19 protein-coding genes and 1 other RNA gene are annotated in these 18,314 nt (G+C 66.7%); 4 read left to right on the forward strand and 16 right to left on the reverse strand.

Annotation, left to right across the window (positions count from 1 at the left end; translation table 11 throughout):
• Nucleotides 1-54: 54 nt before the first annotated feature.
• The 6 genes from OIK40_RS05975 to OIK40_RS06000 all read right to left on the reverse strand — a co-directional run bounded on the left by OIK40_RS05975 (nucleotide 55) and on the right by OIK40_RS06000 (nucleotide 6,321).
• Nucleotides 55-396 (reverse strand): YbaB/EbfC family nucleoid-associated protein, encoded by a 342-nt coding sequence (locus OIK40_RS05975; protein WP_273677017.1) that lies wholly within the window; start codon nucleotides 394-396, stop codon nucleotides 55-57.
• 13 nt (nucleotides 397-409) lie between these two features.
• Nucleotides 410-2,251, reverse strand: a complete 1,842-nt coding sequence (locus OIK40_RS05980; protein WP_273677018.1) for a DNA polymerase III subunit gamma/tau — start codon at nucleotides 2,249-2,251, stop codon at nucleotides 410-412.
• A gap of 59 nt (nucleotides 2,252-2,310) precedes the next feature.
• Nucleotides 2,311-2,405: signal recognition particle sRNA small type (gene ffs / locus OIK40_RS05985), an RNA gene on the reverse strand.
• Nucleotides 2,406-2,560: 155 nt separating this feature from the next.
• A complete protein-coding gene (locus OIK40_RS05990) occupies nucleotides 2,561-2,839 on the reverse strand; it encodes an ETC complex I subunit (protein ID WP_273677020.1) in 279 nt (92 codons plus the stop codon).
• 15 nt (nucleotides 2,840-2,854) lie between these two features.
• Nucleotides 2,855-5,290 carry an ATP-dependent helicase HrpB gene (gene hrpB, locus OIK40_RS05995; protein ID WP_273677022.1) on the reverse strand — a complete coding sequence of 812 codons (2,436 nt, stop codon included), beginning with the start codon at nucleotides 5,288-5,290 and terminating at the stop codon, nucleotides 2,855-2,857.
• Nucleotides 5,291-5,310: 20 nt separating this feature from the next.
• Entirely contained in the window at nucleotides 5,311-6,321 is a 1,011-nt protein-coding gene (locus OIK40_RS06000) for a polyprenyl synthetase family protein (RefSeq protein WP_273677024.1), read from the reverse strand.
• A 68-nt stretch (nucleotides 6,322-6,389) separates the two neighbouring features.
• Between OIK40_RS06000 and OIK40_RS06005 the strand changes: the two genes are divergently transcribed.
• Complete coding sequence (locus OIK40_RS06005) at nucleotides 6,390-6,689, forward strand: chorismate mutase (RefSeq protein WP_273677413.1); 300 nt, start codon at nucleotides 6,390-6,392, stop codon at nucleotides 6,687-6,689.
• 8 nt (nucleotides 6,690-6,697) lie between these two features.
• Here OIK40_RS06005 and OIK40_RS06010 read toward each other — a convergent pair whose 3' ends face one another.
• The 8 genes from OIK40_RS06010 to OIK40_RS06045 form a co-directional block, all read right to left on the reverse strand.
• On the reverse strand, nucleotides 6,698-7,138 hold the full coding sequence (locus OIK40_RS06010; protein WP_273677026.1) for a hypothetical protein: 441 nt from the start codon (nucleotides 7,136-7,138) through the stop codon (nucleotides 6,698-6,700).
• A gap of 128 nt (nucleotides 7,139-7,266) precedes the next feature.
• On the reverse strand, nucleotides 7,267-7,842 hold the full coding sequence (locus OIK40_RS06015) for a hypothetical protein (RefSeq protein ID WP_273677028.1): 576 nt from the start codon (nucleotides 7,840-7,842) through the stop codon (nucleotides 7,267-7,269).
• Nucleotides 7,843-7,968: 126 nt separating this feature from the next.
• Nucleotides 7,969-8,961 carry a hypothetical protein gene (locus tag OIK40_RS06020; RefSeq protein ID WP_273677029.1) on the reverse strand — a complete coding sequence of 331 codons (993 nt, stop codon included), beginning with the start codon at nucleotides 8,959-8,961 and terminating at the stop codon, nucleotides 7,969-7,971.
• Nucleotides 8,958-9,563, reverse strand: a complete 606-nt coding sequence (locus OIK40_RS06025; protein WP_273677031.1) for a sigma-70 family RNA polymerase sigma factor — start codon at nucleotides 9,561-9,563, stop codon at nucleotides 8,958-8,960. The genes OIK40_RS06020 and OIK40_RS06025 overlap by 4 nt, the downstream gene beginning before the upstream one ends.
• Nucleotides 9,564-9,654: 91 nt before the next feature.
• Complete coding sequence (locus tag OIK40_RS06030; protein ID WP_374211789.1) at nucleotides 9,655-11,163, reverse strand: sensor histidine kinase; 1,509 nt, start codon at nucleotides 11,161-11,163, stop codon at nucleotides 9,655-9,657.
• Complete coding sequence (locus OIK40_RS06035; protein ID WP_273677032.1) at nucleotides 11,114-11,791, reverse strand: response regulator transcription factor; 678 nt, start codon at nucleotides 11,789-11,791, stop codon at nucleotides 11,114-11,116. The genes OIK40_RS06030 and OIK40_RS06035 overlap by 50 nt, the downstream gene beginning before the upstream one ends.
• A gap of 110 nt (nucleotides 11,792-11,901) precedes the next feature.
• Entirely contained in the window at nucleotides 11,902-12,216 is a 315-nt protein-coding gene (locus OIK40_RS06040) for a PepSY domain-containing protein (protein ID WP_273677033.1), read from the reverse strand.
• Nucleotides 12,217-12,266: 50 nt separating this feature from the next.
• A complete protein-coding gene (locus OIK40_RS06045; RefSeq protein WP_273677035.1) occupies nucleotides 12,267-13,031 on the reverse strand; it encodes an SIMPL domain-containing protein in 765 nt (254 codons plus the stop codon).
• An 86-nt stretch (nucleotides 13,032-13,117) separates the two neighbouring features.
• On the opposite strand from OIK40_RS06045, the gene OIK40_RS06050 reads away from it, so the two are divergent.
• Nucleotides 13,118-14,941 (forward strand): ABC-F family ATP-binding cassette domain-containing protein, encoded by a 1,824-nt coding sequence (locus OIK40_RS06050; RefSeq protein ID WP_273677036.1) that lies wholly within the window; start codon nucleotides 13,118-13,120, stop codon nucleotides 14,939-14,941.
• Between the two features lie 13 nt (nucleotides 14,942-14,954).
• On the opposite strand, the gene OIK40_RS06055 is transcribed toward OIK40_RS06050, so the two are convergent.
• Complete coding sequence (locus OIK40_RS06055; protein WP_273677038.1) at nucleotides 14,955-15,434, reverse strand: DUF6456 domain-containing protein; 480 nt, start codon at nucleotides 15,432-15,434, stop codon at nucleotides 14,955-14,957.
• A gap of 95 nt (nucleotides 15,435-15,529) precedes the next feature.
• Here OIK40_RS06055 and OIK40_RS06060 point away from each other — a divergent pair, with 95 nt between their 5' ends.
• Both OIK40_RS06060 and OIK40_RS06065 read left to right on the forward strand, forming a co-directional pair.
• Nucleotides 15,530-16,108, forward strand: coding sequence for a helix-turn-helix domain-containing protein (locus OIK40_RS06060; RefSeq protein WP_273677040.1), 579 nt, complete (start codon nucleotides 15,530-15,532; stop codon nucleotides 16,106-16,108).
• 26 nt (nucleotides 16,109-16,134) lie between these two features.
• A complete protein-coding gene (locus OIK40_RS06065) occupies nucleotides 16,135-17,319 on the forward strand; it encodes a glycosyltransferase (RefSeq protein ID WP_273677415.1) in 1,185 nt (394 codons plus the stop codon).
• Nucleotides 17,320-17,332: 13 nt separating this feature from the next.
• Here OIK40_RS06065 and secF read toward each other — a convergent pair whose 3' ends face one another.
• Nucleotides 17,333-18,310 carry a protein translocase subunit SecF gene (gene secF / locus OIK40_RS06070; protein WP_273677042.1) on the reverse strand — a complete coding sequence of 326 codons (978 nt, stop codon included), beginning with the start codon at nucleotides 18,308-18,310 and terminating at the stop codon, nucleotides 17,333-17,335.
• Between the last annotated feature and the right edge of the window lie 4 nt (nucleotides 18,311-18,314).

Below are 18,314 nucleotides of genomic sequence, written 5' to 3' on the forward strand. Positions count from 1 at the left end.
TCTCGCAATGGCGCCGCGCAGCTTAGCTGTGGACGCCGGACGCTCCTGAAGCGCTCAACCCAATCCGGGCAGGTTGAACCCCGGCGGCAGGCCCATGGAGCCCTGCATTTCCTTCATCTGCTCGTTCGACACACGGTCGGCGCGGTCGCGGGCATCGTTGAAGGCAGCGGCAACCAGATCCTCGACAATCTGCTTGTCTTCCGGCTTCATCAGGCTTTCGTCGATCGTCACGCCGAGAATGCGGCCCTTGGCGCTGGCGCGGACCTTCACGAGGCCGCCGCCGGCGGTGCCCTCGACCTCGATCGAATCGAGCTTCACCTGCATGTCGTTCATCTGCTTCTGGATGGTTTCGGCCGCTGCTTGCGCTGCCTTCATCATCTCTTCCATCGACTTCATCGGGGCGTACTCCTCAGTTCCAGGGGGGACGGGCCGCGCGGGCGACGTTGCCCTCGGTCCCGAGCAATTCGGCCTCGGGGAAGGCCGCGAAGGTTGCCTTGACGAGCGGATCGGACCGGATGCGCGCATCTTCGGCCTCGGCCTCGGCCTCGGCAGCTTCGTGCAAGGACGGTTGCGCAGGGCCGGAGCCGCGCTCGACATGCCAGCGCCGACCGGTCAGCTTGAACAGCGCCTCACGAATCTCGGGCGCGGGATCATCGGAAAAATTGTCGACCCGCTCGAACACGAGCCGCTCCGCTGCGAGTTCAATCACCCGCACGCGGCTGCGCATCATCTCGGCGGCGTGAAGCTGGCCCGAGGCATCGACCTGTTCGACCAGCCTCGCCCAATCCGGCAAATCCGCGGACGCTGGCGGCGCTGCGGCACCCGGCGCAGCAGGCGCGACACTCTCGGTCGCCGCAGCGGTAGCCGTAGCGGGAGCCACAGCGAACCCTCCCGCTGCCAGTTCCTCGATCCGCTTCGCCAGCTTACCGGGATCGGGCATCTGTGCAGCGTGCAGGATGCGCAGCAACGCCATCTGCAAGGACACGAGCGGATCGGGGCCCGTGCGGATCTCGTCATGGCCCTTGAGCAGCAATTGCCACAGGCGGTGCAGTTCCCCTGCCCCCAGCCGCGACGCGAAATCGGCAAGCGCGGCGCGTTCTTCCTCGGCCGGAGCATCGGGTTCCGCACCGGAAACCTGCGCCAGAGTAATGCGGTGCGTCAGATCCATCAGCGCGCGCATCAGCGCCAGCGGTTCGACTCCGAGCGCATATTGCTCGTCCACCGCAACCAGCAGCGCCTTGGCGTCGCCTTCGAGCAGATGGCCGAGCAAGCGGCGCTGCGCGCTCTTGTCGGCAAGGCCCAGCATGTCGCGCACGCGCTCAGCAGTGACCTTGCCCTCCCCGTCGAGATCGGCGTGGGCGATCGCCTGATCTAGGATCGACAGCCCATCGCGCACCGAACCTTCGGCGGCATTGGCAATGATGCTCAGGGCCTCGGCTTCGGCCTCGACCCCTTCCAGACCGCAGACCCTGGCGAAATGTTCGGCCAGCATCGGCGCGGGAATGCGCCTGAGATCGAAGCGCTGGGTGCGGCTCAGCACCGTCACAGGCAGCTTGTCGACCTCGGTTGTGGCGAACAGGAACTTCACATGCGGCGGCGGTTCCTCAAGTGTCTTGAGCAAGGCATTGAATGCGTTGCGCGACAGCATGTGGACTTCGTCGATGATGTAGATCTTGTAGCGCGCCGAAACCGCAGCATAGCGCACCTGTTCGATGATCTCGCGCACGTCATCGACCCCGGTGTTCGAGGCCGCGTCCATCTCGATCACGTCGATATGGCGTCCTTCGGCGATCGCGGTGCACGGCTCACACTTGCCGCAAGGATCGATGGTTGGCCCGCCCTCGCCGTCCGGTCCGACGCAGTTCAGCGCCTTGGCGATCAGGCGCGCGGTCGATGTCTTGCCGACCCCGCGCACGCCAGTCATCAGGAAGGCGTGGGCCAGCCGGTCACGCGCGATCGCGTTGGCCAGCGTGCGCACCATCGCTTCCTGCCCGATCAGTTCGGAGAACGTCTGGGGACGATATTTGCGCGCCAGAACCCGATAGGGCTGGTTGGCGGCTACGGGTGCTGGTGCAGGTGCTGGTGCAGGCTCGGGCACCGGAGCCGCTACCGCAGCCGCCGGCGGCTCGGCCTGTGGCGCGGGATCGCCAAACAGCGCGTTCTGACCGGCAGCCTCCAATTCGGCAGCGGTCGGGCCGGTATCTTCTTCACCCGTGTCTTCGGGGGGCAGTTCGGGATCGGAATCGCTCATGGCGCAAAGCTAGGCGCTTGGGGCCGGTTTGTCATGCTGCGCATGGCGGCGATTTTCGTGGAAAAGGAGCCGGGCGACCCGCCGCAATCCACCTGGGCTGCTTCCTTCCGGACCTGACCCGGTGAGCAGACGCAAACGTCCACCCGACTCCCGGGCGGGCATATGGCGGGGTTGGCGACGGATTTCAAGCCAGCATTGACGAGAGAGATCGACCCGCAGGTCCGCAAGGGCGACGGCCCGCCCGCAGCTGGCTCAGCTCTGCTGCGCGCCTAGCGAGGACGCGGCCCCGGATGGGGCTGCGCAAAGAAATCAGCGAAAATTATCCGCGTAGGCCTGCAGCTTCAGCCGCTTTGGCGGGGTCGCATGGACGCGCGCGGTGATGCCGTATTTGGCTGCATAGGCCTGCGCCGCCTCTTTCGAGGGGAAAGTAAGCCTGACCTGCGACTGGGTGTCGCCCGTGCCGGTCCAGCCCATCAGCGGATCGGCAAAGCGCGCCTGCGACTGTTCGAACTCCAGCACCCATTCGTCGGTGTGGGCCTTGCCGGACTGCATGGCATGCTTGGTCTTCTGGTAGATTCTCGCGCTCATGAGCCGCCCCTTAATTCACGAATCGCTGCGGTTGAAGGCGTTTTTGGTCTTCATGCTCGGCTTTTCGGTCCACGGCTCATCGGGCCAGCGGTGCTTGGGATAGCGGCCCTTCATGTCCTTCACCACATCGCGCCAGCTTCCGCGCCAGAAGCCGGGCAGATCACGGGTCGACTGGATCGGGCGACCTGCGGGACTGGTAAGCTTGAGCAGCAGCGGGGTGAGACCGATCATCGGTTGCACATCCAGCCCGAACAGCGCCTGCACCCGCACCTCGACGCTAGGGGCATCGTCCCCGGCATAGTCGATCGCATGGCGGGTGTCGGCGGGGGAGGTGAAATGGGTGGGCGTAGCGCGCTCAAAGGCCTGCCGCTGGTTCCAGTCGAGCAGGCCCAGCGCGGCTTCGGCATAGCGGTGCGGCGGCAAATCGAGATCGCGCCGCCCGGTAAGCAGCGGCGCGAGCCAAGCGCCGGCATGCTCGCACAAGGCCCCTTCCGAAAGGGCATCGACCCCTGCGAAACGCGCGCGGGCGAGGAAGCCTTCCGGCAAGAGTTCCCCCAGCTTCTCCAGCGCCTTCTCCACAAGGATATCCACAAGCAGCGCCGGATCGGGCGCAGGCTCGGGCACGCTCGCCAGCACGATCGCACCGAGCCGCCGTTCGCGCCGCGCCTCGACGCGGTCTTTCTCCTTGTTCCAGCGGGTTGTGATGCGTTCCTGAAGTTCGTCGGCAAACAGCACGGCGATCCGGTCGGGCCCGATTTCGCACCCGGCGGTGATGCGTGCGCCCTTCGCTTGCCCCTGCGCGTCGCCGATCACGATCCATTCGGCGCGCGCCAGCGGCGAGGCGGGGTCGAGCACATAGCCGCGCCCGCCCGCGCTCAGCCAGTTCTCGCCGCTTGCATCGCGCCGCCGGGCGACGAAATCCGGCCGCGCCAGCGCCAGAGCCTCGGCAGCGTCGGCGGCGGGGCTTTTGCCGATTGCACCGGCGAGCTTGCCCGCCTGCCCTGCCCAGCCCTGCGCGATCCGCGCTGCCGATACGGCGCGCGGGTTGCGGTCACCGCGCCACCTCGCCAGGCGCTGCATCAAATCCTCTCCGCGCCCGCCCAGCCCGCGTTCCTGCAACAGCATCACCAGCCGCGCCGCGTCCTCGCCGCAGCCCGCGTTTGCGCCGTGAAGCAGCGCGGCAGCCTGATCGGGGGCCATCGGCAGGGCGGCTATCGCTTCCCCCAGCGGCGTGATCCGCCCCGACGCATCCAGCGCGCCTAGCGCCTCAAGCGCCGCGCGCCCCGCCGCAACCGAAGGCGCGGGCGGCGGATCGAGCCACGGCAGCCCCGCCGGATCAGCCGTGCCCCACTTCGCCAGCCGGAGCATGAGCGGCGCGAGATCGGCCTGCATTATCTCGGCGGGAGCGAATTCGGGACGGCCTGCATGGCCCGCCTCTTCCCACAGGCGATAGGCCACGCCCGGCCCCTGCCGCGCCGCTCGGCCCGCGCGTTGCGCTGCCGATGCCTGCGAGGCGCGCCGGGTGACGAGATGTGTGGTGCCCGCCGCACGGTCAAACTCGGCAAGGCGGGCGAGCCCGCTATCGACCACCACACTCACTCCATCCAAGGTCAGCGAGGTTTCGGCAATCGCGGTGGCCAGCACGATCCGGCGGCGGCCTTCGGCGTCGCGCCGGATCGCGGCGCGCTGCGCTACGGGTTCGACCTGCCCGTGGAGCGCGTGGATCGGCACATCGGAAAGCCGCGCCTCCAGCCGCTCGCGCACCCGTTCGATCTCGCGCACGCCTGGCAGGAAGGCGAGGATATCGCCTGACTGTTCGCGCAATGCGGTAAGGACGGCGGCGGCCATACGATCCTCGATCGCCTGCGAGGCGTCGCCGCCAAGCCACCGGATTTCCAACGGAAAGCTGCGCCCCTCGCTTGTCAGAACGGGTGCATTATCGCCCAGCAGCCGGGCGAAGCGCGCACCATCGATGGTTGCCGACATCACCAGCACGCGCAGATCATCGCGAAGCACGGCACGGGTTTCGAGCGCTAGTGCGAGGCCCAGATCGCTATCAAGCGCGCGTTCGTGCGCCTCGTCGAACAGCAGCGCAGAAACGCCGGGCAGTTCCGGGTCTTCCACCAGCCGGTTCACCAGAATCGCCTCGGTAACGACAAGGATGCGCGTCCTGCCCGAAACCTTGCTGTCGAGCCGGGTCATGTAGCCCACGGTCTCGCCCGGCTTCTCTCCGAGCATTTCCGCCATACGCTCGGCAGCGGCGCGGGCGGCGACACGGCGGGGCGAGGTGAGAATGATCTGGCCGGTGCACCACGGCTCGCCCAGCAGCTCGGGCGCGACAGCAGTCGTCTTGCCCGCCCCGGGCGGTGCCACCAGCACGCCCACGCCGTGCTCTGCAAGCGCGGTGCGGATCGCCGGAAGGACGGCGCAAATGGGAAGGTCGGGGTGCATTGCCCCGGCCGATAGCCCGCTCAATGCCCGCGCGCGACCGCGAATTGCGCCGCTTCGGCCATCGCCGCGCGCGCTTTGCTGTCGGGGAAGATCGAGATCGCATCAATCGCGCGGTGCGCGAAGTGGCGGGCGCGTTCGCGGGTGTCTTCCAGCGCGTTATGCTTGCCGATCAGCGCGATTGCATGGGCAAGGTCTTCATCCGAGCTGCGATGCCCGATAATCGCATCCTTCCAGAACTTGCGCTCTTCCTCGTTGCCGCGGGCATAGGCGAGGATCACCGGCAGCGTCATCTTTCCTTCGCGGAAGTCGTCGCCCTGGTCCTTGCCCATCTCGGCGGCGTCGGAATCATAGTCGATGGCATCATCCACCAGCTGGAAGGCGACACCGAGGTTGCGGCCATATGCCTCAAGCGCGTGTTCCTGTTCTTCCGAACATTCGGCCACCACCGCGCTGATCTGGCTGGCGGCGGCAAACAGCGCGGCGGTCTTGGCGCCGATGATGTGGAGGTATTGTTCTTCGCTGGTGTTGATCTGGCGCTGGGCGGAAAGCTGCGAAACCTCCCCTTCCGCGATCACCGCGCTGGCGCGGGACAGGATCGAGAGAACCCGCAGCGAGCCGTCCTCGGTCATCAGTTCGAAAGCGCGGGAAAACAGGAAATCGCCGACCAGCACCGTCGCCGGATTGCCGAAGATGATGTTGGCCGCCGCCTTGCCGCGCCGCAGTTCGCTGCCGTCGACCACGTCGTCGTGCAGCAGGGTGGCGGTGTGGATGAATTCCACCGCCGCGGCGAGCTTGTGGTGGCGCGTGCCCTTGTAGCCGACCAGTTCCGCCCCGGCGAGCGTCAGCATCGGGCGCAGCCGCTTGCCCCCGCCCGAGATGAGATGCCCGGCAAGACGCGGGATCAGGGGGATCTCGCTCTGCATCCGGTCAAGGATTACGGCATTGACGGAGTTCATGCCCGCAGCCGTCAGCGACAGCATCGGATCCAGCGTCGGTGCCTTGCGCGGCAGAGGGACGATATCGGCACTCATGTCCCCCCGGCATTAGGGCCGCCCGCGCGTGCTTGGCAAGCGCAGAATTGCTGCTAGTTTCGCGCCCCATGCCGCAGGAAACGCAAGCCCCCGACGCCGTTCTGGCCGCCTATCGCAAAAGCATCGACAATATCGATGCGGCGCTGATCCATATCCTTGCCGAACGCTTCCGGATCACGCAGGCGGTGGGTGAATACAAGGCGAAGGCAACCTTGCCCCCTGCCGACCCCGATCGCGAGGCGCGCCAGATCGCACGGCTGAGAAAGCTTTCGGAAGAGGCCAACCTCGATCCCGAATTCTCCGAGAAATTCCTGCGCTTCATCATCGACGAGGTGATCCGCCACCACGAAAAGGCACGCGGAGGCTGACAGCTGCCTCAGGGCGCCTCGCGTTCGCGCGCAGGCGGTGGGGGCGGCGCGGGCGGCGGTGCTGTGTTGCGCCCCTGCGGCAGCGCCGGCGAACCGGGCGGGAGAGGCTTGCCGTTTGCGAGCGATTCGGAAATGTCGCGCTGCGCTTCGAGCGCGTCGGCACGATCACGCAGGAAGCGACGCTCGGCCCGGGTCAGCCGGATGATTTCCCCGTTGGCGAGCAGGGCATGGCGTCCGCGACCCGGATAGATGATCCCGCCCGAAGTGCAGATCGAACCCTGCCTGCGCGGTTCATCGCAGCGCGGGCCGATCGCACCGGGATCAATCACCGGGGGCACGTAAGGGTTGTTGAATACTGTGCGTTCAACATCGAACCCGGAAGAGGATGACGAAGCACAGCCCCCCAGTGCCAATGCGCCGGCGAGCAGAACCGTGCGAGTTGCCATCATCCCTGCGGCCTCCTGTGCGAATGGTACGAAATCAATCCCTTGGTAGGCGTGAACCGGGCCTGAACCTGACGGGTGGGGCCATGGCAGGCCACGCAGCCGGAGCTTGGCCGCGTGACCTGTGCCACATGTCAGCCGCGCGGGCGCTTGCCGCCCCGGGCGCGCGGCGACTTGCTGCCGGGTGCCGCGGTGCGCGGGCCGCTGCGGGTGATGTTGGTGCTCACCTGTCCGTCGGCGCGCGTGGTGGTGCGGTTGCGGTCATACACTGTCTCGCCCGCGCCGTTGGTTGCAGTCTGGCGCGCCCAGGAATTGCCCTTGCCGTCGCGCCCGCGCTCGCCTGCGAGGTTCAGCGTTTCGCCGCCGCGTCCGGTCGCGGTGCCGGTGAAGGTAGAACCATTATCGGTGCGTACCCGTTCGCCCGACAGGGTGCGGGTGTTTCCCTGCGGTCCGGTCTGCACGACGTTCACGGTCGAACCGGTATCGGTGCGCTGGCGAACGGCAGTCGTCGTCGCGGTGTTGCCGGTGGCGATGTTGGTGACTTCCCGCTCGCGTGTGGAAGTGCCGCTCTCCCGGTTGACCGTAGTCGTCCGCGTTCCGTTGACCTTCGGGCCTTCAAAGGTGCGGGTGCGGGTCTGATCCTGCGCGGCGGCAGGCAGGGAAAATGCCAGCGCGGTCAGCGTGGCGAGCATCAGGGGGGTCTTGATCATTGCCAAATTCCTCATCCGTTTCGTGACTTTCGGCATCCATCCCGCCGTGTCGGGGGCATGCGGCGGCGGACATGAGGAAAACGGACGGGGAGCGGCTACCCTTCGCGAAAGCTACGTTATCTTCGTTCAGCGGGGGCTTTCGTCCGGCGCTATGCCGGAGGGGGACACCACTTCCGGCATGTCCTGCGGCGGCGCTTCGGGAACCGGCCCATCGACCGCCGCCGGAACCCCGTCGCGCAGACGCTGCTGTTGACGCTGGCGCCAGGCTTCCATCAGCTCGCGGCGCTGTTCGGGCGGCAGGCGGCGCAGCGCCTCGCGCCGTTGTTCGGGCGTCATCTGCCGCAGCCGCTCAAACCGTTCGCGCCGTTCGAGCGCGCGGACATCCTCGCGCAAGGGGCGGATGATGTCCTCGCCGGTCAGCGCCTCGCCGCTCTCGATCCGCTCGCGCAGTTCCTCGCGCCGCGCTTCGATCCGCTGCGAGGCCAGCCCTTCGCGGCGCGTGCGTTCTTCCTCGATGCGCTGACGCAGGCGGGCTTCCTCCTCCGGAGTCGGCACGGGCAGCCCCGCAGCCCGGCGACGCTCCTTCTCGCGCTCGATGCGCTCGTCGAGCAACTGACGGCGGGCCTCCATCCGACCTTGCCGCACCTCATCGATCCGGCGGAAGGCCTCGGCAAGTTCCTCCGGGGTGTCGATCGCGCCCTCGATCCGCACCGGCGCGAGCGCGGCGGGTGCAGGGTCGGCAGGCGGCTTGATCGCGGGCGCAGGCGCGGCGACGACAGGCGGCACCCTTTCCTTGCCGGTGATGCTGGCCCACACCTTTTCTGGTGTGGGCACGGGGACGCCGACGCGTTCAAGCAGCCCGGTCGCGGCCGCTGCCGTTGCCAGCGCGCCGAAGCCGACCGCGCCGATGGCGATGCGCCGCCCCAGCCGCCAGCCGCGCGCGCCTCCGCCACCAGACCGTCGCAGTTCGGGAAGCGGTGCCGGACGTGCCTGCGCAGCGACCAGAACCTTGTCGGCAAATCCGGCAGGCAGTTCGGGCACGGCGAAATCGTCGAGCGCCCGGGCTAGCTGGCTGCCGCGTGCGATGGGGGCGTCCTGATCGTTTTCGTTCACGCTCATCGCGCGTCTCCCTGCGCGGCGAAGGCTTGCCGCAGGCCCGCGCGGGCGCGATGAAGCAGGCTCTCGAACGCCTTGATGTTCATGTCCATAGCCGCAGCCGCCTCGGCATTGGGCAGTTCCTCGTAATAGGTCAGCACGATCGCCGCGCGCTGACGTTCTGGCAGCGCCAGTACAAGCGCGCGCGCGGTGCCGTCGCGCTGATCGGCCTCGATCATCGCATCTGCCAGCGGCGCCTCGTCCGCACGCTCGGGCACTTCCTCGCCCGATACCCGCCGCGCCTGCCGCAGCCGGTCGATCGCGAGATTGGTGACGACCCGTGCCAGCCAGCCCGACAGCCGCAGGGCACCGCCCGCAGGCGTGCCCGCCGGATGCCGCGCGGCCAGCCGCGGCGCATGATCCCACAATCGCAAGCAAGCTTCCTGCACAATATCCTCGGCTTCGTGAGCATCACCGGTCATGCGGAAAGCAACCCGGTTGAGCGGCCCGGCATAACGCGCGATCACCTCGCGCAGAGCCACCGCGTCTCGCGCCGCCAGCCGCGCGACCAGCGCCGCGTCATCGGCCGCAGGGGCCGCGGGTGAAGGCTCACCACTGGCGGTCATGTCTGCGCGCAAAAGGCCTCGTCTACGGTTGCATCTTTCGGGTTGCTCCGGACCGTTAACGCGCGGCCGCGCGAAACCCTTCGCAGGTTCTTCACGCGCGGGGCAAGCGCAGTTCGACCAGCAATCCGCCGAGGTCCTCACTGGTGCCGAGTTCGACGCTGCCGCCGTAGATTTCCGCCACGTCGCGCACGATCGCAAGGCCAAGGCCGGTGCCCGGCTTGCCGGTATCGAGCCGCGCGCCGCGATCGAAGATGCGGGTGCGTTCGGCCGCCGGAATGCCGGGGCCGTCATCCTCGATCCAGATCAGGCATTGTCCGGCACGACTTTCGGCACCCTCATCCTCGGGGTCGATCGTAACGAACACACTGCCGCCGCCATATTTGGCCGCGTTCTCGATCAGATTGCCGAGCATCTCGTCCAGATCCTGCCGCTCGATGGCGACTTCGACGGTGCGGCTGCCGGCAATGTCGAGCCGCCCTTGCGGATAGAGTCGCTCGACCGCGCGCCGCACTGCCTCGGCACTGGCGAAGACATTGGTGCGTGCATGGCCAACCGCACGGCGGCCCACGGCGCGGGCACGGGCGAGATGGTGATCGACATGACGCTGCATCGTGCGCGTTTCGCGCATAACGGTCGCGCCCAGATCCGGCGCGCGTGCAGTGGCGGCATTGGTCAGCACGGTCAGCGGCGTCTTGAGCGCATGGGCGAGATTGCCCGCGTGGCGCCGGGCTTCCTCGGCCTGGCGCTCGGAATGTCCGAGCAGCGCGTTGAGCTCCTCCACCAGCGGCTGCACTTCCAGCGGCAGCGGCTCGGTGATGCGGCCCGCCCCGGTGGTGCGCAGGTTCTGGATCGCCGCGCGCACCCGCCGCAGGGGAGAAAGGCCGTAACGGATCTGCAGCAGCGCCATCACCAGCAAGCCCAGCCCCAGAACGGCGAAGCTCCAGATCAGGATCAGCCGCACCCGGTATATCTGTGCGTCCATCTGCTCGGTCGCGCTGGCCACGGCGAAGGTCCAGCGCGTCTCGCTGCCGGGCAGGATCACAGTGCGTTCGGCAATGCGCAGCGGCTCGCCGGGGAACTGCGCGGAATTGTAGAAATGCACATCGCTGTCGAAATGATCGGCATCGCTGCGCACGCCTTCCAGTTGGAGCGTGCGATCCCACAGGCTGCGCGAGGGCCAGGGTTCGTAGCTTGCTCCGCTGATCTGCCAATAGAGGCCGCTGCCGGGTTCCAGAAAGCGTTGGTCGCCCAGAGTACGATAGAAATAGACCTCGCCGCTGGCGTCGATCTCGGCTGAGGCGATCATCGCGGTAAGGATGTAGTCGAGCTGTTCGTCGAAGTTCGATTCCACCTGTGTGGTCAGCGTGCGTTCGAGCGCGATACCGCCGCCCAGCAGCAGGACGAAGATCCACCCAGCCGCGATCAGTACCATGCGCCGGGCAAGGCTGGCCCGCGGGCGGGCCGGCAGGGCTGCCAGTGCGGCGTCCGGCACGGCTTCGGCCTCGCCCGCGGGCAAGCCGGTCTGTGCGTCGCCGCCCTCGTCCGGCGCCTCAGGCGCGCGGAGCTTCGGCGGGGTCGTCGAGGCTGTAACCGAGGCCACGGATGGTCGTTATCACGTCTGCGCCAAGCTTCTTGCGGATACGGGTGACGAAGACTTCGATGGTGTTCGAATCCCGGTCGAAATCCTGATCATAGATATGCTCGATCAGCTCGGTGCGGCTGACCACCTTGCCCTTGTGGTGCATCAGGTAGGACAGCAGCTTGTATTCCTGCGCGGTCAGCTTGACCGGCTCGCCCGCCAGCGTGACCCGGCCCGAACGGGTGTCCAGCCGCACGTCGCCGGCGGTCAGTTCGGATGAGGTGTTGCCCGAAGCGCGGCGGATCAGCGCGCGCAGACGGGCAATCAGTTCCTCGGTCTGGAACGGCTTGGCGAGATAATCATCCGCGCCCGCATCAAGCCCCGCGACCTTGTCCGACCAGCTGTCGCGCGCCGTCAGCACGAGCACCGGAAAGGTGCGGCCCTCGCGCCGCCACATGCCGAGCACGGTCAGCCCGTCGATTTCCGGCAGACCAAGATCGAGGATCACCGCATCGTAATCCTCGGTCGAGCCCATGAAGTGCCCGTCCTCGCCATCGACCGAAAGATCGACGGCATAGCCGTTATGCTCCAGCGTCGACTTGAGCTGCGCGCCCAGCGTGGGCTCATCCTCGACGATCAGAATACGCATGTTCCACCATTTTCCTGCTGCCTGAACGGCGGTTTGGTGCGCTTTTGCCGCGCCAGCGTCAAGCAGACGCGACGGGAAGACCCGCCGCCTGTCCCCCGATCATGCGGCACTCAGCGCGACCGTCCGATCACCTTGCCCGTGCGGGCATCGACATCGACATAGGTTACGCGCCCGTCCTTGATGAACTTGAGCCGATAGGCGCGTGCAGTCGAATCATAGGCCGGGCCCAGATATTCGCTGTCGCGCATCTGCGGCAGGATGCGCCGCTCGATCTCGCGCAGCGAAAGCTGGGTGCCGGCCTGCGCGTCGCGCCGCGCCTCGCCCTGATCCCCGCGCGGCGGCTCCTGCGCCGCAGCCGGTGCGACGAGACCCGCCACTGCCAGAGCGGCGAGAATACCTGCAAAGAAAGAACGAAGACGTTTCATGGTGTCTCCATGCCTAGCGGCGCGGCTTTGAACAAGGTGTGAATGGGCCATCACCCTGCCTCGGGTGTATCCTTGTTGACTAGTTCATAGGTGATCGAGATGCTGATGCCGGTTGAAACCATGCCAGGTTGCACGGGTGGCGGCGCGGCCGAAGGCATGTCGGCGCTCATCCGCAGCATCGCGCTTTCCGGCATAGGCCCGCTGCCCGAAATGCTTTCCCGGACCGAAAGCACCCTTGCCCCGTCATAGCCAAGCATGGCGGCATAGGCGGTGGCACGATCGGTCGCCCGCTCAAGCGCACGCTTGCGCGCCGCGTCCTTCGCGGCATCGTCGTTCTCGATACTGAAATTCGGCCCGGAAAGATCGGTTGCACCGGCAGCCACCAGCGCGTCGAGCACCTTGCCGGTATCCTCGATCTTGCGCAGTTTGACGCTGACCCGGTTCGACACCTGATAGCCGCGGAAGATCTGCCGCTGGCCCTCGCGGTCGTAATCATAGCGAGCATTGAGATTGATGCCGGTGGTCTGGATGTCCTTCTCGGCAATGCCCAGCGCCTTGATGCGGTCGATCACCTTCTGCATTTCGGCAGAGTTCATCCGCAGCGCCTCCACCGCAGTCGGTGCCTCGCTGGTGACGCCCGCGCCGATGGTAGCCATATCGGGGGCAACCGTGACGGCTTCGTAGATGTCGAGTTCTATCACCGGGCCGCTCGCGTCGATCTCGACATTGGCGGCATAGGTCTGCGCAGGCAGTGCAAGCGCCGCGGCAGTGGCGGCAAGAGCAAGTGCGGGACGGATCATAAGCGGTTCCTCCATTAAGCCCGTCCCATTGGACGCGTGCAGCTTTCGCACTACTGAACCGCCTTGGCAGGTTCCAGACAAGTCCCTAGGTGGCGCAGGCCATGGCACAACCTCCTATCTTCTCGCTCGAAGGGCTCGCACTGCAACAGGGCGGGCGCTGGCTGTTCGGCGGCCCGACACCTTCCAGCGGCGCGGCGCCGATCGACCTGCACGTGTTGCCCGGAGACCGGCTTGCGCTGATCGGGCGCAACGGCGCGGGAAAGACGACGCTGCTGAAGATCATCACCGGCAGGATCGAGGCCGACCGCGGCCAGCGGCGGGTAAAGCCGGGGACGAAGATCGTGTTCCTCGAACAGGAACCGGATTTCAGCGGCGCGAAAACCCTGATGGACTTCGCGCTGTCAGGCGACGATGCCCCTGCCGCGCACGAGGTGGAGGCCATCGCCGGACAGCTCGGCATCGACATGACCCGCGACGCGGCCACCGCCAGCGGCGGCGAAAGACGCCGCGCGGCGATCGCCCGCGCGCTGGCACAGGAACCCGACTTGTTGCTGCTAGACGAGCCGACCAACCATCTCGATCTGGGCGCGATCGACTGGCTGGAGGACTGGCTGTCGCGCTATCGCGGCGCGTTCATCACCATCAGCCACGACCGCACCTTTCTCACCCGCCTGACGCGCGCGACCCTGTGGCTCGACCGCGGGACGCTGCGTCGCAAGGAAGTCGGCTTCGGCGGGTACGAGGCGTGGGAAGAACAGGTCTACGCCGAAGAGGCCCGCGCGGCAGAGCGGCTCGATGCCAAGCTGAAGATCGAGGCCCACTGGCTCGAACGCGGGGTAACCGCGCGGCGCAAGCGCAACCAGGGACGGCTGGAAAAGCTGCACCAGATGCGCGCGGTGCGGGCGGCGATGATCTCGGGCGCGGGCACGGCCAAGCTCAAGCTGGCGAGCGATGATGACTTCAAGTCCAAGTCGGTGATCGTCGCGGAAGGCATTTCCAAGACCTATGGGGAACGGCCCGTCATCAAGCCTTTTTCTCTACGGATCCAGAACGGCGACCGGATCGGCATCGTCGGCGCAAACGGCGCGGGCAAGACCACGCTGCTCAAGCTTCTGACGAGGGAAATCGAGCCGGATACCGGCAGCGTGACCCACGCCCGCACGCTTTCCGGGGTGATGATCGATCAGCAGAGGAAACTGCTCGAACCCGATGCGACCGTGCGCCAGATTCTGGCCGAGGGCGGCGACTGGATCGACGTGCGCGGGGTGCGAAAGCACGTGCAGGCATACCTGAAAGACTTCCTGTTCGATCCGGGCCTTGTCGATACCAAAGTCGGCATCCTTTCGGGTGGAGAGCGTTCGCGGCTCTTGCTCGCCCGCGAATTCGCCCGCACCGCAAACCTGCTCGTGCTCGATGAGCCGACCAATGATCTCGACCTCGAAACGCTGGATCTGTTGCAGGAAGTGATTGCGGATTTCGACGGCACGGTGTTGATCGTCAGCCATGATCGCGACTTCCTCGATCGCACGGTTACGATAACGCTGGGCCTCGACGGGTCGGGCAAGGTCGATATCGTCGCAGGCGGTTATGCGGACTGGGAGGCCAAGCGCAGGAAGCCGGTCGCCGCGAAGCCGGCTGCGACCGCGCGCAAAGACGAGGCCGCAGCTCCGCCCCCTCCCCCGCCGCCCAAGGCCGGGCCGAAGCTGTCCTACAAGGACCAGCGCGACTACGAGATTCTGCCCGCGCGGATCGCGGAGCTGGAAGTCGCGATCGCGAAAGGCGAGGCGATCCTTGCCGATCCCGAACTCTACGCCAAGGACCCGCAGCGTTTCGCCACGATCTCGAAGGGGATCGAAAATGCCCGCGCCGAAAAGGACGTAGCCGAGGAACGCTGGCTGATGCTTGCCGAACAGGTCGAGGGCTAGGCCCACCCCCGGTTCAGGTGATGCGGTAGAACTCGGCCACCCGTTCGAGCGCGATCCTGAGCACCAGCTTACCGCTGCGCGCAGGCCAGCCGAGGCCTTTTTCAGCTTCGGGCAGCGCCTCGCCGGTGCAGACCACCCGCCAAAGGATGTCCTCCAGCCCTCGCCCCGCCGCCTTGATCGCCCCGTCAAAGCGGCGGCGCGCGGCGATCTGGCGTTCGGTCGGGGACAGGCCGCGCTCGCCGGTGGTCTTCACCCGCACCGGATCCCAGCGCATGGTCACATTCGGCGCGAGCTGCGCGCGTTCGTAGTCGCCGCGCAGCGCCTCACCCGCATCGAACAGGCGATCATCGAGATGACCGCGCGCATGCAGCCAGGAGAGCGGCGATTCGGCGAGGTTGACGGTGACGGTGCGCACCGCCCGCCGTGCCTGGGCAGACCGCGAACGGCGCGGGCCTTCGGATGTGAGTTCGCGTTCGACCAGTTGGCGCTTCATGATGGCTGCTCCCTTGTGACAGGAAAGCGGCTTGCCAAAGCGGCGTATCTGTAGGAAAGAAGAAACCGTTCTGGTTAATCGAGGCAGATCGCCCCATGCTCAACCGCATCCGCGATATCCGCAAGGCGAAAGGCATGACCCTCGCCGATCTTGCCGCCGCCTGCGATCCGCCGACCACCGCCCAGACGATCGGACGGCTCGAAACCGGCATGCGGCAATTGTCGCTGAGGTGGATGGACAAGATTGCTGCGGCGCTGGAAGTCGATCCGGCCAGCCTGATGCGCGCCGACAGCACCGACAGCGCACAGATCGTCGCCGAACTCGCAGCCGGCGGGGCGCAAGCGCTCACGTCCCCGCGGGAGGCGCTGCTACCCAGCGATCTGGCCGCTGCGGACGGCCCGCCCGCGCTGGTGATGGCGGTGAGCGAGAGCGTCGGCGAATATCGTCCCGGCGATCTGGTGTGGCTGCGCCAACTCGCACCCGACGCGGCCCAGAGCGCGATCAACCGCGACTGCCTGCTGCCCCGCCCCGGCGGGCGCTTCGCCTTCGGACGGCTGATCGACCGGCGCGGCACGCTGGTCGGGCTGCTGCCGCCGGGCGCGGGACAGAAGCAGGTGGTGGTGGACAATCCGGCTTGGATTGCGGTCGCCTTCATGCTGGTCAGAGAGCTTTGACCTCCGCGCGCGCAGGTATCGATCCCGTGAAGCACGTCCTTGCCGTCTCGACCCTCTATCCCAATCCCGTCAATCCGCGGTTCGGGACCTTTGTCGCACGCTCGCTTGAGGCGCTGGCAAAGCGCGGCGACTGGCGGGTAACCGTCGTCAATCCGATCGGTCTACCGCCGCTCGCACTCGGCCGCTATCGGCCGCTGGCGGAGCTTCCGGCCGAGAGTATCGAGGGCGGCGTTACCATCCACCGGCCGCGCTTCACGCTGATCCCGCGCATCGGTGCGCGCCGCAACGCCGCCGCCATCGCGCGGGCCTGTCTACCGCTGGTAGAGCGGATCCATGCCGAAACGCCTATCGACGTGCTCGACGCGCAGTTCTTTTTTCCCGACGGCCCCGCCGCCGCCGATATTGCCCGCAAGATCGGCCTGCCGCTGTCGATCAAGGCACGCGGAAGCGACATCAGCTTCTGGGGCGAGCAGGATTTCGCCCGCCAGCAGATGCTCGATGCCGCACGCACAGCGACCGGACTGCTTGCCGTCAGCCACGACCTTGCCGGACAGATGGCGGCGATGGGCATGGATGCGGGCAAGATCACGGTCCACTATACCGGCCTCGACCGCGACCGCTTCCGTCCGCTCGAACACACGCAACTGCGCAGCCAGCTGAGCCGCGAGCTGGGGTTCGACATGCCCGACAATGCGCCCCTGCTGGCCTGTGTCGGCGCGCTGATCGAACGCAAGGGCCAGGGCATTGCCATAGAGGCGCTGAAGGACATTCCCGGAGCGCGGCTGGTGCTGGTCGGCAAAGGCGAGGACGAGGCACGCCTGCGCGCGCTGGCAGCGAGCGAGGGCATGGCAGACCGAGTTTTCTTCGCCGGATCGGTCGATCACGATCTGATGCCGCTGATCCTCTCGGCCGCCGACGTGATGGTACTGCCGACGGTGAGCGAGGGGCTGGCCAATGCCTGGGTCGAAGCTCTGGCCTGCGGGACGCCGGTGGTGACAACCGACGTCGGCGGCGCACGCGAGTTGATTTCCTGCGACACCGCAGGCCGACTGGTTGATCGCAATCAGCAAGCCGTGGCGGCGGGGATCAACGCCGTGCTCAACGCCCCGCCCCGGCGCGAGGCAGTCGCTGCCTTGACCGAAGGGTTCAGCTGGGAAGCCAACGCTGCTGCGCTGGCCGCGCATTATGAAAGGCTGGTGGGCGCGGCCTAGGCCGCGCTCACCCTCACGCCTCGCCGCGAGCGATCTTTTCCTGACGATCGGTCGCGCTTTCCGTCGGCACGAAGCTGTTCGAGGTCACGCCCATCCAGATAAGCAGCGGTCCTGCCATGTAGATCGACGAATAGGTGCCAATGAACAGACCCGCAGTGATCGCCGCGACCATACCGAACAGGCTCGGCGGGCCGAACAGCAGCAGCGGGATCAGCGCGACGAACAGCGTCAGCGAGGTCATGATGGTACGCGCCAGCGTCTCGTTCACCGACAGGTCGAGCAGTTCGGGCAGCGGCATCTTGCGGAACTTCTTCAGGTTCTCGCGGATGCGGTCATAAACCACGATGGTGTCGTTCAGCGAGTAGCCGATGATGGCGAGGATCGCGGCAACGATCTGCAATCCGAACTCCATCTGGGTGATGGCGAAAAGGCCGAGCGTGACCGAAACGTCGTGCACCAGCGCGAACATCGCGCCCACGCCGAACTGCCATTCGAACCGCACCCAGATGTAAATCGACACGGCTGCCATCGCCGCCAGCAGCGCGAGGATTGCCGAATCCCGGAACTCGCCTGCGACCTTGCCCGAGACGGTGTCGTTCCCGTCAGTGCGCGCGTCGGGATATTCCTTCGCGATTGCGGCGATGACCTGATTGCCGATCTCGGTCGCGGCGCCGGGGGTTTCCTCAGCGCCTTCGGGCAGGGGGACACGGATCGAAACCGATTTCGGCCCGCCGAATTCCTGCACCACCGGATCGCCGTAACCCAGCCCGCCGACCAATTCGCGAAGGCTCGGGATCGGCGCCTGCTCGCGCTCCTCGAAAGTCAGGCGCACTTCCTGCCCACCGGCGAAATCAACGCCGAAATTGAGCCCCTGGGTCAGCACCGCAGCCCAGCTACCAAGGATCAGCACGATGCTGACCACAAAGAACGGCACGCGCAGTTTCAGGAACTTGATGTTGGTATCGTCCGGGACGAGCTTTAGAAGTTTCATCGGT

This window comes from Erythrobacter fulvus, from assembly GCF_028595285.1.
Classification (GTDB): Bacteria; Pseudomonadota; Alphaproteobacteria; order Sphingomonadales; family Sphingomonadaceae; genus Erythrobacter; species Erythrobacter fulvus.

What these genes read in the sequence shown, in the direction of transcription:
- OIK40_RS05975 (WP_273677017.1), bottom strand. Translation starts at nt 396, where the DNA reads ATGAAGTCGATGGAAGAGATGATGAAGGCAGCGCAAGCAGCGGCCGAA.
- OIK40_RS05980 (WP_273677018.1), bottom strand. Translation starts at nt 2,251, where the DNA reads ATGAGCGATTCCGATCCCGAACTGCCCCCCGAAGACACGGGTGAAGAA.
- OIK40_RS05990 (WP_273677020.1), bottom strand. Translation starts at nt 2,839, where the DNA reads ATGAGCGCGAGAATCTACCAGAAGACCAAGCATGCCATGCAGTCCGGC.
- hrpB (WP_273677022.1), bottom strand. Translation starts at nt 5,290, where the DNA reads ATGCACCCCGACCTTCCCATTTGCGCCGTCCTTCCGGCGATCCGCACC.
- OIK40_RS06000 (WP_273677024.1), bottom strand. Translation starts at nt 6,321, where the DNA reads ATGAGTGCCGATATCGTCCCTCTGCCGCGCAAGGCACCGACGCTGGAT.
- OIK40_RS06005 (WP_273677413.1), top strand. Translation starts at nt 6,390, where the DNA reads ATGCCGCAGGAAACGCAAGCCCCCGACGCCGTTCTGGCCGCCTATCGC.
- OIK40_RS06010 (WP_273677026.1), bottom strand. Translation starts at nt 7,138, where the DNA reads ATGATGGCAACTCGCACGGTTCTGCTCGCCGGCGCATTGGCACTGGGG.
- OIK40_RS06015 (WP_273677028.1), bottom strand. Translation starts at nt 7,842, where the DNA reads ATGATCAAGACCCCCCTGATGCTCGCCACGCTGACCGCGCTGGCATTT.
- OIK40_RS06020 (WP_273677029.1), bottom strand. Translation starts at nt 8,961, where the DNA reads ATGAGCGTGAACGAAAACGATCAGGACGCCCCCATCGCACGCGGCAGC.
- OIK40_RS06025 (WP_273677031.1), bottom strand. Translation starts at nt 9,563, where the DNA reads ATGACCGCCAGTGGTGAGCCTTCACCCGCGGCCCCTGCGGCCGATGAC.
- OIK40_RS06035 (WP_273677032.1), bottom strand. Translation starts at nt 11,791, where the DNA reads ATGCGTATTCTGATCGTCGAGGATGAGCCCACGCTGGGCGCGCAGCTC.
- OIK40_RS06040 (WP_273677033.1), bottom strand. Translation starts at nt 12,216, where the DNA reads ATGAAACGTCTTCGTTCTTTCTTTGCAGGTATTCTCGCCGCTCTGGCA.
- OIK40_RS06045 (WP_273677035.1), bottom strand. Translation starts at nt 13,031, where the DNA reads ATGGAGGAACCGCTTATGATCCGTCCCGCACTTGCTCTTGCCGCCACT.
- OIK40_RS06050 (WP_273677036.1), top strand. Translation starts at nt 13,118, where the DNA reads ATGGCACAACCTCCTATCTTCTCGCTCGAAGGGCTCGCACTGCAACAG.
- OIK40_RS06055 (WP_273677038.1), bottom strand. Translation starts at nt 15,434, where the DNA reads ATGAAGCGCCAACTGGTCGAACGCGAACTCACATCCGAAGGCCCGCGC.
- OIK40_RS06060 (WP_273677040.1), top strand. Translation starts at nt 15,530, where the DNA reads ATGCTCAACCGCATCCGCGATATCCGCAAGGCGAAAGGCATGACCCTC.
- secF (WP_273677042.1), bottom strand. Translation starts at nt 18,310, where the DNA reads ATGAAACTTCTAAAGCTCGTCCCGGACGATACCAACATCAAGTTCCTG.